General features: G+C 46.2%; 15 protein-coding genes. 11 read left to right on the plus strand and 4 right to left on the minus strand.

Annotation, left to right across the window (positions count from 1 at the left end):
• Window positions 1-29 precede the first annotated feature (29 nt).
• A complete protein-coding gene (locus WAE59_RS22760) occupies window positions 30-260 on the plus strand; it encodes a hypothetical protein (RefSeq protein ID WP_337858296.1) in 231 nt (76 codons plus the stop codon).
• 163 nt (window positions 261-423) lie between these two features.
• Here the strand turns inward: WAE59_RS22760 and WAE59_RS22765 are convergent, their stop codons facing one another.
• Window positions 424-717, minus strand: coding sequence for a hypothetical protein (locus tag WAE59_RS22765; protein ID WP_337858297.1), 294 nt, complete (start codon window positions 715-717; stop codon window positions 424-426).
• A 325-nt stretch (window positions 718-1042) separates the two neighbouring features.
• Here WAE59_RS22765 and WAE59_RS22770 point away from each other — a divergent pair, with 325 nt between their 5' ends.
• Both WAE59_RS22770 and WAE59_RS22775 read left to right on the plus strand, forming a co-directional pair.
• Window positions 1043-1276, plus strand: coding sequence for a hypothetical protein (locus tag WAE59_RS22770; RefSeq protein ID WP_337858298.1), 234 nt, complete (start codon window positions 1043-1045; stop codon window positions 1274-1276).
• An 18-nt stretch (window positions 1277-1294) separates the two neighbouring features.
• Entirely contained in the window at window positions 1295-1546 is a 252-nt protein-coding gene (locus tag WAE59_RS22775) for a hypothetical protein (protein ID WP_337858299.1), read from the plus strand.
• An 85-nt stretch (window positions 1547-1631) separates the two neighbouring features.
• Here the strand turns inward: WAE59_RS22775 and WAE59_RS22780 are convergent, their stop codons facing one another.
• A complete protein-coding gene (locus WAE59_RS22780) occupies window positions 1632-3839 on the minus strand; it encodes a hypothetical protein (RefSeq protein ID WP_337858300.1) in 2208 nt (735 codons plus the stop codon).
• Between the two features lie 302 nt (window positions 3840-4141).
• On the opposite strand from WAE59_RS22780, the gene WAE59_RS22785 reads away from it, so the two are divergent.
• The 5 genes from WAE59_RS22785 to WAE59_RS22805 all read left to right on the plus strand — a co-directional run bounded on the left by WAE59_RS22785 (window position 4142) and on the right by WAE59_RS22805 (window position 7413).
• Window positions 4142-4567: an EamA family transporter gene (locus WAE59_RS22785; RefSeq protein WP_337858301.1), complete on the plus strand. Its 426-nt coding sequence runs from the start codon at window positions 4142-4144 to the stop codon at window positions 4565-4567.
• A gap of 18 nt (window positions 4568-4585) precedes the next feature.
• Complete coding sequence (locus WAE59_RS22790; protein WP_337858302.1) at window positions 4586-5074, plus strand: DUF4385 domain-containing protein; 489 nt, start codon at window positions 4586-4588, stop codon at window positions 5072-5074.
• 176 nt (window positions 5075-5250) lie between these two features.
• Window positions 5251-6330 carry a glycoside hydrolase family 130 protein gene (locus WAE59_RS22795; protein ID WP_337858303.1) on the plus strand — a complete coding sequence of 360 codons (1080 nt, stop codon included), beginning with the start codon at window positions 5251-5253 and terminating at the stop codon, window positions 6328-6330.
• Between the two features lie 58 nt (window positions 6331-6388).
• Window positions 6389-6910, plus strand: coding sequence for a DUF421 domain-containing protein (locus WAE59_RS22800; protein WP_337858304.1), 522 nt, complete (start codon window positions 6389-6391; stop codon window positions 6908-6910).
• Window positions 6907-7413 (plus strand): 2'-5' RNA ligase family protein, encoded by a 507-nt coding sequence (locus WAE59_RS22805; RefSeq protein ID WP_337858305.1) that lies wholly within the window; start codon window positions 6907-6909, stop codon window positions 7411-7413. The genes WAE59_RS22800 and WAE59_RS22805 overlap by 4 nt, the downstream gene beginning before the upstream one ends.
• A 234-nt stretch (window positions 7414-7647) precedes the next feature.
• Here WAE59_RS22805 and WAE59_RS22810 read toward each other — a convergent pair whose 3' ends face one another.
• Window positions 7648-8535 (minus strand): SDR family oxidoreductase, encoded by an 888-nt coding sequence (locus WAE59_RS22810; RefSeq protein WP_337858306.1) that lies wholly within the window; start codon window positions 8533-8535, stop codon window positions 7648-7650.
• A gap of 309 nt (window positions 8536-8844) precedes the next feature.
• Between WAE59_RS22810 and WAE59_RS22815 the strand changes: the two genes are divergently transcribed.
• Window positions 8845-9213 carry a response regulator transcription factor gene (locus WAE59_RS22815; RefSeq protein ID WP_337858307.1) on the plus strand — a complete coding sequence of 123 codons (369 nt, stop codon included), beginning with the start codon at window positions 8845-8847 and terminating at the stop codon, window positions 9211-9213.
• A gap of 23 nt (window positions 9214-9236) precedes the next feature.
• On the opposite strand, the gene WAE59_RS22820 is transcribed toward WAE59_RS22815, so the two are convergent.
• Window positions 9237-9617, minus strand: a complete 381-nt coding sequence (locus tag WAE59_RS22820; protein ID WP_337858308.1) for a DUF2784 domain-containing protein — start codon at window positions 9615-9617, stop codon at window positions 9237-9239.
• A gap of 392 nt (window positions 9618-10009) precedes the next feature.
• Between WAE59_RS22820 and WAE59_RS22825 the strand changes: the two genes are divergently transcribed.
• Window positions 10010-10885 carry a S1 family peptidase gene (locus WAE59_RS22825; protein WP_337858309.1) on the plus strand — a complete coding sequence of 292 codons (876 nt, stop codon included), beginning with the start codon at window positions 10010-10012 and terminating at the stop codon, window positions 10883-10885.
• A gap of 1 nt (window position 10886) precedes the next feature.
• Window positions 10887-12002, plus strand: a complete 1116-nt coding sequence (locus WAE59_RS22830) for a FecR family protein (RefSeq protein ID WP_337858310.1) — start codon at window positions 10887-10889, stop codon at window positions 12000-12002.
• Window positions 12003-12005 lie beyond the last annotated feature (3 nt).

Below are 12005 nucleotides of genomic sequence, written 5' to 3' on the forward strand. Positions count from 1 at the left end.
GTATTCCTGCGTGTGCGTTATCTTTGGATATGAGTCTACCACTTCGAATTACCTTTGAAGAATCCGATTATACGTTTTCGGTATTAACAAAGTCCATTAACAAACAGACCAGCCTGATCAGGATCAAACTCAATGATCAGGAATATGACCTTGCCGTAAATTCGAGAGGAGAGTGGGATGCGGCAGATACCACTGTTCAGGATCATCCGGGTCTGCTTCGGGCAATAGCCAGGAATGTGGCATTGCGGTACAGGCTTTAAATTGAAAGGTTTTGGTGGTCAAATGATGATTTTGTTTGAATACGCCATGTTAAGAACAATTTCAGCCCGCAGATTAGAATCCCTGCTGACCGGACGGCTTTAGGGCAGACAATAACCTGGAATATCATCTAAGCTATCCTTAGGGCATTCCCGATCAAATAAATCATCCTCTATTTGCCGGGCCGACCCTGTTGTTAAACATGGTTAACATAAGCTTCCTTTCAAATATCAGCCTGTCAAACTGTTCTATAAGCACAATGTTCTGGCAACTGAGTTGCTCAAGAAATTTCCTGATTTCCGAAAACAACAACAATTGCTCGTCCAGCATTTGCAGCAACTCAGGCTGTTGCGCTGAGCAGCTGACATTCCACGACGCAACTGTCTTATTGATGAGCATAACCTGCTGCTGTAACTGGCCCACCCTCATTCTGAGCCAATCATCCCTGTCTTCTTTCATATTTGGTGATCCCTGCGTTAATGCTGCCCTGTATGTCTCAGCACCCTAAATTTAAAAAATGCCAAAAATATTCCGAGAGAGCAGCCAGGGAAATTGAAATTCAGGTATTTCCCGCAGGCCATGCGCGATTTACGCAATTTGGCACTTCAATTCCGTTTTACGCTGTGCTAAATGAAGCGTAGCACGAGTAACAGGTACGCTGGAAGTCATGTCAGCTGTGATGACAATTCCGATGACTTGAGTTATTTTGATTAAGTTGAAACTATAGTTTGTGGAAATGGTTTTCAATGGACAAAGTAATTTAGACACCTAAAGTTCCATTCCAATGAAAGCTACACATTATGTACTTGCAGCAGCCCTCGCTATGATGGCCTCCTGTGCCTCGCCTGAAGAGCGGTCAACCGACCAGGCAGATACTACCGAAAACCAATCCATGAAAGACAGTACATCGACTGATACCGTCACGAATACTGGCAGTACCTCGGGCAGTAATGGAACAGGAACCGATACTACCGATACCAAACGGCAGAAGGCGACCCGTCAGGCAGGAAATGATTAACCTATAAACTAAAACGATATGAACGATCAGGAAACACCAAAACCAGGATCTTCCGATTATCCTGTGAACAAGCCTCAGGATTTGACGAAACCAAAATTTCGCAGTGATGGCCAAAAAGAAGGTGATGAAAGGCCACCCCTAGAAAATCTAAATGACCAGGAGCGGGAGACAGAAATTGATTCGGACGAAACTGCTTCAAGGCCACACACTGACCTGGGAAATGACAGGGACGCGGACGAAGCGGACGATGAGCGCATTATCAGACGATAGCGCTCAGTCCTTGCAGGAAAGGCAAGTGTAGACAGCCCACATGAGGTGTTCTTCCAGATTTTTTAAGGCCAAAAGATCATTGAGGTTAATGGTTCCATTTGATGCTGATTTTTTGGTTGCCGTTGAGCTGATATTCCTTATTTCCATCTTTCACGGATTTTTCCTGTAGAGGTCCAGAGGAATGGCTCCCCTTCACCTCAAAATGCGGAAGTTTTTTGTTTCCGGTTTTCACGATCATCATCCTGCAGCTCATGCGCTCGTCTCCTAATACCTGAAAATGTATGTTTTTGCCTTTACTTGCCGTGAAGCGGGAAGTCGGGTAATCCACATATACCATAAAATCTTCGCCGGGAACCTGTAGGTAGTGGCGCGGAAGAATCCCAAAAGCATTTCCTGCTCCGTAAACTTCCTGACCGACGGTTCCGGATTTCAGCCAACCATCCTGGAGATCTTCCAGGGCGATCCAAAGCTTTGGATCAACTTCACCGATCTTTGGTTTTCCTTCCAGCATCTCTGTTGGCAACATTGTTGGATAATAATATACAGCCCGGTCTACCAGGTAGCGGATATATTCTGCAATCAGCAGCCTGACTGAGGGTAAGAGATCTACTCCTTCAGCATGTTTCAAGTAATCATGCATTGCGCAGAAAACTTCCTGCTCTTCATAAACAGCCGTGTAAGGGGCGTCATTAAGCGGGTACAAAGCAAAGAATTTTGGAAAGTTCTTGCCATAACCGTAGTTACAGTCCCAGAGCTGGGTATTTCTGAAAATGCCAGCCAGGCACATGTAGCTCAGCTCCAGATAGACTTTTTTATTGGTGATCTTATACAGTCTTAGGAGTGCGCCTGAAGAAAATGCCGTATTATTGGCTTGATAGAAAACCCGGAAGCCCATTCCCTGTAAGGTTTGTGCTGCTTTCTCCGCTTCATTGAGGTAGCGCTTTTTGTGGGTCAGCTCCCAGGCCTGCAGCATCACATGGGCATAAATGCCGGCAACATCCTTTTCGCCGCCCATACCTTCGGCTGTTTCCGCCTTCAAAACTTCCAGCGTATCCATTTTATAGAACACTGGCCAGTCATAATTAAAATGATGCGCTACCTTAATGGCATAATCCAGAGAGTCGAGGAAAAGCTGCTTCGCTACCTGATCCCCTTTCAGGGCAAGGCGCGAAAGGTTGAGCAGCGGATGGTGCAGGTACCAGCTGTCCATAACACCAGGTTCTTTTTGTTCTTCCTCACCTTCAAGCTTATCCTCCGCGGCAGGAAGCCAGCGGGTAATCGTTCCCAGTTTCGGGTCATAAAATTCGGGTAGTCCTGCTTTGATGGTTCTCATGACCTCCAGTTCACGCGCACTCCATTCGACATAATCCAGCAGTGGAAGCAGGACGGCCAACTGGACCATAATTTCCGGGGGTGTATTGTAATCGCTTACATACGCATTGAAATAGCGGTGCCCGGCGACCTGCGTCCAGCATCCCGGACTATCGATCAAATCAGCCAAGCCCTTATCTAAGACCTCTGGCCATGGCTTGTAGTTGGTGGCAGGCAGGGAGAGAAGTGTATAAATCCTCGCCAATAAGTTTAGGTATTGCCTGATCATTGACGGTTCATCGTCCGGTACTTCTGAATCAAAAGCAACCAGCGCATCACAAATAACTACCTGTTTTCCAGCCTTAAGTGGTTTTTCGTTGGCAGCAGGTAAAGCAAAACCAAGTTCGGGCCAATTGCCGCCCACACTGTCCCCGGCGGAGGTCTGGGTTTGTTCGCAGTAATCTGCCAGGGCCGTCAGGTTTTGAAGATATAGTACAGATGCTGATTTAGGCCTGCTCATGCTCATATATAGGAAACCGGAGCGTGTGCCCCACTGGCTGGCATGAATCTGACCTGCAGTATTTTCTGCGTTCCCATTTTTCGCAATCGCCAGGATATCCCTTGGCCAAAACGGCACTAAAAGGTCATGTGCCGGTTTTAGAGCGGTAATGTAGCGAAGTACGGGGAATTCGCCCTCTTCTATCCAAATCCGCGTTTCCAGAAGTCCGGCATCGCAGCTAAGCCAAAGATCAAGACCGCGTTCATGAGTTTTATACCTGCTGATCTCCAGGGAAGCCCCGGGACTAAAAGCCGTGCGGAAAGCCATTTGCCCGCCACCTGGCATTCCGGCTACTACCCATATGGCATCGGGAGTGTTATACATATTGAAATTGAAGCTTCCGGATGTACACTCAAATAATGAAGGTACTCCTTCGGCCAGTTCGCTGGCAGCTGATACTGCCCATGGGGATAATCCATTCATAATGACAGTTTTTAAGGTTGCATAACGCCGATTAAACATTTGTTCTTCCTATATGTTTTCAATTAAATGAAATGATCTTATTCCTAGGCCTTACATGAGCCTGCGTTAGTGGACTCCAATAATTTCGAACGGAAAATCCAGGTGTTCGTATTTGCTAGAGTCTAATCTTCTATTGTTAAGAAATCCACGCCGGGCACTACCTTGTAGACTATAAGTGCTACTATAACAGCATTTTTGGAAAGGAAATGGAATTGTTGAAATCATTTTGATCAAATTGATGTTATGCCTAAAACTGAAAGCTTATGTGGGTATTATGGGCAATATTAGCTGCCGTTTCAGCAGCACTGGTCATTGTGCTGACCAAAGCGGGATTAAAGAATGTGGATTCGAGTCTGGCCTTTGCCATTCAGGCTGTGCTGATCGTGGCCATCAGCTGGTCAGTGGTCATGTATCAGGGGAATGCGGGAGACTGGAGGCAGATCGAAAGAAATGGCTGGATTTTTCTGATTGCTGCCGGAATCTGCACCTCTCTATCGACCTTGTTCTCTTACAAGGCCTTGTCAATGGGAAATGCTTCCCATGTAGCGACAATTGAACGGCTTTCGCTGGTCATCGCTATTGTGCTTTCGGTAATTTTTTTAAAGGAAAAAATCACCTGGCAGATCATCGTAGGTGGGTCGGTGATGATTGCGGGCGCGGTGCTGATTGCCCTCTCTGAACCTGGCTGATGTTAATTATACCAATTTATGGAAAAAAAACGCAAGCCTACTTACCTTGACTTTGACAAGGACCAGTATCCCTGGAAACCGGAGATCGATTACCGAAAGCGTCCGGAGGCCTATCGGGTTGGGAAAGGTGAGCAGGGCGTATTGATCTGTGAACCTTATAAATCGGAAATTGGCCAGCACTGGCGCTTCAAAACTCCGGAGATTGCGTTGCGAAGCAGTGCCCAAATATTTGAACAATTCATAACCTATCTTCGTGCCGATGATTTTGTGGGTGCGGATATGTCGCGGAAGTTTCTACAGATGGGCTACACCAGGGCCAGGCGCTACGCCAACTATAAGGGTGGCAAAAAATACGATAAAGACAATGATTATGCGCAACTGGAGCGTGGGACAGGCGAACTGCTCAAAGCAGAGGCTGCAGCGATCTTTTATGAGAAGTGGAAGGCGGCAGAATCGGATCCGCTGTACACCGCAATGAAGAAGGACTGGAAAAAACGGCTGGGCTAAACGATGCATTGAGCGAGCTATTCAAATTTATCTTTAGGGAGCTTCGTGCGCAGCGGTATTGTAAGAGCGGAGAATAGGGAACGAAGACAAGCTGACAGGTTTTAATGTAAAACTAAAAACGGTGTCAAATTGGGATCAACTGAGGCGATTTTCAAAACTTTCGCTGAACCAAGCTGTTGCTGAATCACACCTATGATGATATTATGAAGGACCTGGCCAAACGATTCCCTGAAAATCCTTTACTGATGCCTAAAGACATCCGTCCCAGTGCGGACGGCCTGCAGGTCATCTGCCTGCTTAACCCCGGTGTATTTACCTTTGAAGGCAAAACCTGGCTGCTCGTTAGGGTTGCTGAAAGTATCAAACAGGTAGAAGGCTGGGCATTCATTCCCGTGCTTAATGACGAGGGTAAGCTGGAAATTATTGAAGTTCCACTCAATGATCCGGACTTGATTGCCACAGATCCCCGTGTTTTTAATTATCAGGGTTTGGATTACCTGACCACTGTCTCACACCTCCGGTTACTCAGCAGCCAGGACGGAATTCACTTTGTCGAGGAGGAGGGATACCCTGGTTTGTTTGGCAAAGGAAAGCTGGAACGTTATGGTATCGAGGACTGCCGCGTATCGTTATTGGAGGGGAAGTATTACCTGACTTACACTGCTGTTTCGGATAGTGGGGTAGGCGTAGGCTTGCAGACCACAACAGATTGGAAGCACTTTGAACGTAAGGGTATGATCCTGCCTCCGCACAATAAGGATGTAGCAATCTTTGAAGAGCGGATCGATGGAAAGTACTATGCACTGCACCGACCCAGCAGTAAAGACATTGGTGGTAATTACATCTGGCTGGCGGAGTCCCCGGATGGGATTCATTGGGGTAATCACAAATGTATTGTCAAGTCACGTTCCGGCATGTGGGACAGCGCGAGGGTAGGTGCTGGAGCGGCTCCGATAAAAACAGATCAGGGATGGCTGGAAATATACCATGGAGCTACAGCAGAACACCGGTATTGCCTGGGCGCCTTTTTAATGGACCTGGAAGACCCCTCCATAGTACTCGCCAGGAGTGGCGATCCGATCATGGTACCTACAGAAAATTACGAACTCAGTGGATTTTTTGGCTTTGTAGTATTTACAAATGGACATCTGGTAGAGGAGGATGAGCTGACAATCTATTATGGAGCCGCAGATGAATTCGTTTGTGGCGCGAAGTTCTCCGTCAGGGAAATCGTCCAGCACCTGGAATGGATTTAAGCTTAAACGTAAATCACAAAAGAATACAACATTCCCGCTGCAATGCTGTTACTAAAATATGAAAGAATTGCTGTTCAAAGATTGGGAAAGCATCTGGCATGTTGCCGTCTGCGCTTTGCTTGCCTATTTTATCCTGTTCCTGTTTATCCGTATTTCGGGCAAGAGGACACTCGCCAAACTCACTGCCTTTGACTTCGTGGTTTCGGTAACCCTAGGCTCAACCTTGTCCTCAATGATGCTCGGCAAGGTAACACTCGCAGAGGGTGCTGCTGCACTACTGGTCATCATTGCCTTACAATATGTGCTCGCCTGGACCGCACGGGAGTCGAATACCCTGGAAAAAGTGATCAATTCTTCGCCAACGATGGTGTTCTACCGGGGAAGCTTCCTGGAAGATGCCATGAAAAAAGAAGTATTGACACCTGAAGAGATCTATGCGGAGATCAGGAAGTACCGGATGCTGGATGTAAATCAGGTTGAGGCGGTCATCATGGAATTAAACGGGGAATTGACGGTCATCAAAAAATCGGAAAGCTCCGGCCATACCTCACTGGATGATATTGAAAATGGCGGCCGATGAATGCGTTTGAGCCCTCCCTGATTCTTACCATTCGTATTGACGATCAAGCTCAGCATTTTTTTAATGCACTCCGTCAACAGCACTTTCCACCGGAACGGAATTTCTTACAGGCCCACCTCACGCTATTCCATAAACTCCCATCCGATCCGGAAACTTTCAAAATCCTATCTCAAACAAAACCTAATTGCTTCTCTATGGAAGTTACGGGATTGATGGGTCTCGGTTCTGGCGTGGCCTACAAAATTCACAGTCAAGAGTTAAATTCTCTTCGCGAGCAGCTGCGCATGCGTTTTTATCCTTATCTGAATGCTCAGGACAAACAAGGCTTCAGGCCACATATAACCGTTCAAAATAAGGTCAATGCAGACACAGCCCGCATTTTACTCAGGAAATTAACCTCAGAATTTCGACCATTTATGGTTCAGGCAGTCGGGCTTGACTTATGGCATTACCTTGGCGGGCCATGGAAACATGCTGCATATTACCCGGCTGTAGACTTGTAAATCAATCGCAGCACGCTAGAGCGGGTTCTGTTTGTGCCAGTTAAAGTTAAATTCAGTCTATGCCGGAGATTTTCAAATAAAGGTGCTCCGCTTCCTATGGCTATAGGAAGAACCGAAAGTATGAAAACGTCGATCAGCTTTAAGCTAATGCCCATGCCAGAACAGAACAAAAGCGTTTCGTTAAAATGAGAAGTCCTTATTACTATCAGATCCGATTACTGTATTCACTATGATTTATACGGTCAGTTTTCCGCCAGTGACTGGGATTGTGGCACCCGCTATATAACTTGCCTCATCTGAAGCTAAAAACACATACGCTGCAGCCACTTCTACGGGTTGTCCTGGTCGTCCCATTGGCGTGTCCTTTCCGAAGGTTTCCGGCTCCGGCATCGTTGATGGGATCAAGGGCGTCCAAATCGGTCCTGGCGCCACTGCATTTACGCGAATTCCCTTTCCAGCTTCCAATAACATCTGCGCTAGATTTGCCGTGAAGCTAAGAATCGCACTTTTAGTCGCAGCATAGGGCAGCAGCAAAGGCCCTGGCGCATAGGCCTGAACAGAAGTTGTATTGATGATGCTGCTTCCCGGCTTCATATGCGGTTCAGCAGCCCGTGACAAGTAGAACATCGCGTGGATATTGGTGTCAAAAGTACGTTGCCATTCTTCCGGCGTAATCTCATCCATACGCTCTCGTGCCATCTGGAAGGCGGCATTATTTACCAGGATATCTATGCTCCCGAATTCTGCAACTGCTTTGTCGACGATTTCCCGGCAATGTGCAGCTGACCTGATGTCGCCTTTCACCAACAGGGCTTTTCTCCCTGATTTTTCCACATAACCGGCCGTGTCCCTTGCGTCCTTTTCCTCTGAATCATCGAGGTAGGAGATCAGCACATCTGCACCTTCTCTGGCAAATGCAATGGCAACAGCCTTTCCAATTCCGGAATCCCCACCAGTGATGATGGCCTTTCTACCACTCAGTTTTCCGGAACCCTTATAACTGTCTTCTCCATGATCCGCTTTAGGCTTGAGCTGGCGTTCTGTTCCAGGTGCTTCCTGCGTCTGTTTTGGGAATGGTGGTACCGGGTATTTCGTGTGGGGATTGTTATCTGTTGTCTTCATAATTGTTAGATTGATACTTTACGAACAGCTTTCAGCCAAAAGGGTTTAGGAAACCTTGAAATATCGGGAGCATGACCGATTGACGGGAGGAAAGATTTCCGTAGAGAGCACCCTTGGACAGGGCTCGGTATTCCGGATTTCCTTAAGCTGGAACCATTGGACTCCTGGGTTTAGGATAGGGGTCTCCGGGCTAACTACCTATTTGTTTGATTCCTGAAACTATTACGGGCCCAGGGTGTTGGGTAGCTGATGGGCAAGCTTTGAATTCAGGCGGGATGGGTATTCTCCTAAAGGCGCAGGGGTAAAGGTATGGTAAAGGAAATTTTCGTTTTGGAAGATGATCGGGATATTGGGTTCATTTTAAATCATATCCTGTTTGATGAAGGCTACCTGGTCAGCGTTTATGAGTCTATTTCCGCTTTTAAATACGCCCTTCGATTAGGAACGCCCGATTTGCTGCTGATGGACGTCCGGTTGCCTGATGGTAATGGCATGGACCTTTGTGAGGAGCTCAAAGCCGATTCGGCATTTTTACTTCCGGTGCTGATGATGTCAGCCGACTGGCATCTGCACAACCAGAAGCAGTGCAAGGCCAACGAATATATTTCTAAACCATTTGATATTGACCTGATTTTGAAGAAAATTGGTAACTATTTAAAGCCTGCGGTACAAGGGTGATATTGTATTGGCAACAGAACTTGCTAATGTGGCTTTTGCACTCCAGGAAGTCTTGATTTGAAGAAGTTCAGATAAGTGGACAGCGCTGCTGCAAGTACGAAGCAGATTCCAGTGATCCAGTCGATCAGGATGGATGGGATATCATGTCCGCTGATTTTGTCTGCGAAATATTTAATAAAGGAAGCAGGTAATTTAGTTTCTCCCATGCTTTGTTTGATTTTCCACTGCCAATCGGTGACGGGACAGTAGCCCAATCCATACCATATTCCCAGAATGAGCCAGCAGCCTGCGGTCAGGCAGACAACAACGAAATGAAATTTTCTTGTCCTTGGCCAGATCCATCCGGTGAGATTAAAACCAATGATGAACAGATGGATCAGTGTAAACAGGTGGTCTAGAAACATGCTGGAGATTGAATTTTGCAATTGTTCGCCAATATTAATGCCAGCTTTGTTCCGGTGGCAGCCATCAATGCCCGAGCGGGATTACAGCTGTGCATGATTTCCCTTCTGTAATGTTTAAGCTATTTTCCCTTTTAGGTTTACTGGTACTCAAAACTAGCACGTCCTGAAATTGTCATTTCATAATCGAGTAAAACCCAATGCGGGAGATTGATAACGGGTTTAAGGCGGCCGTTAACATGACGGCCAAGAGCCAGTTTCGAAATTATCTGAAAAAAATAATTAAACTGAGCAGAGATTTCGTTGGGCTCAATTGTATCTACACAAAAGGAACCTAACAAACTTAAGCTGTCACCATGAATTATTGCCAACTTTTTATGATTAAATGTTTTGTTGTGACGTCGTTGTTTGCCATTTCATTTTCAGGGAACGCACAAATGAGCGAGCGGGAGGTTTTTAATATTTCTTCAGATTATGACCTGCTGATCAAGAAAATAGAAATGCAAACACTCCATGCCGAGATGGCGGAGTTCGACTTGTTTTTGTCGCACATCAACAAGGTTAGAGAAGAACAGAGCATTAAAGTGAACCTGCCGCCCGCGCTCCGGGAAGACCTCTTGCCGGAAGAGATTTACCAGCTTCGAAGCCCTGGTGTACTGATGGTGGGAAGTTTCTATGATTGTGGTAAATGCGATAAAATGCACACAGCCATTAATGCCACGGCGGCCATACTCACAGAAGAGGGAATATGTATTACTAATCATCACGTATTCAAGTCTACGGGCTTAGGAGCGATTGCAGACACCTCCGTTCTCAAGAAACACATGTACATTTCAGACATTGACGGTAACATCTTTCCCATTCAGGAAATTCTGACTTTTAGCGAAACAGGAGATGTGGCGATATTCAAGATCGATCCTAAAGGTATCAAACTGCGCCCTATCCCTTTTGGTGAAGATGCAATGGTGGCCTCTACTGTCCATGCCATTAGTCATCCTAAAGGAAAAGAGCTTTATTATTACAGTAAAGGTACAGTGGCCAGGATCACCTCCGAAGCAGACGATCCCCTGATGGACCGGATGTATGTAAGCTGCGAATATGCTGTGGGCTCTAGTGGCGGACCTATATTAGACAACAAAGGAAATTTAGTGGGTATCGTATCCACCACCCGGCCGCTATATACTTCTGCCAGGGAGCCAATGCACCTGCAAATGATATTGAGGGGAATTGTACCTGTTAAAACCATCAAAGCTTTGTTTAATAAATCATAGTATGGAACAGAATATAAATGCACTCTATCACAAATTTTTGATGCAGCAGTGCTCAATAGATGAGGCAGAATGGCTCATGGAGTACTTCTCCACACCAGAGGGGAAGGAACATCTGGCAAGGATGATAGCCCTTGAGTTTGATGCCATGCCAACCGCTATGCCAACAGATCAGTCAACGCTACTAAGTGTCAAAATCGGCAGATCAACGCTCAAAAATATCATTTTTGAGAGAAAGCCATTTCCCTTTCGATTACTAAGCTATGCCGCTGTTCTTTTTATGATCGTGGCAGTTTCCTTCTTTTTGCTGCACAGTTACGAGGACCCTGCTGAGGTGATCATGTCTGCAAGTAGTAAAGCGGTGCTTACCCTACCAAATGGTGACAAAATTGAATTGAGCAGCGAAAAGAATGAAATATCTTTACAAGATAACACGATACGTTATGAAGATGGAACTAAGGTTCGCAATGGCTTAAATGCCCGATCGGCTCAATTCGTTTCCTTAACCACACCCAGGGGCGGCCTTTATCGGTTAGTATTGTCAGATGGATCTAAAGTGTGGCTCAACACGGCAACCGCACTAAGGTACCCGCTAAAGTTTACTGGTAAACAACGCCTGGTAGAACTTGATGGTGAAGCTTATTTCGAGGTTGCCGAAGATAAACACCGTCCATTCCTGGTTAAATCAAAAGGTCAGCAGATCAAAGTTTTGGGCACGGCATTCAACGTAAGCGCTTTTAGTACTGAGCCAGAAACCCGCACCACGCTAATCAGAGGCGCTGTAGAGCTTTCCAACTCCCAGTACACCATTAAACTATCACCAGCTGAAGAGGCCATTTTGACCAAACAAAGCTTTAGTACCAGAAAAGTAGATCCCACACAGGCCATTGCCTGGATCGACGGTAATTTTAGTTTTGATGACGAATCGCTTGTCAGCATCATGAACAAAATATCTCGCTGGTACGACGTGGAAATCACCTATCAGAATGTAGATCAAGAAGCACGTTTTTTTGGCGGGATTTCTCAGTATGACAACTTGCAGACCGTTTTGAACCGCCTTGAAAAGACAGGTGGCATTCATTTTAAATTAACAGGAAGGAGGGTAATTGTGATGAAATAATCT

Source organism: Pedobacter sp. GR22-6 (assembly GCF_037402555.1).
Lineage (GTDB): Bacteria > Bacteroidota > Bacteroidia > Sphingobacteriales > Sphingobacteriaceae > Pedobacter.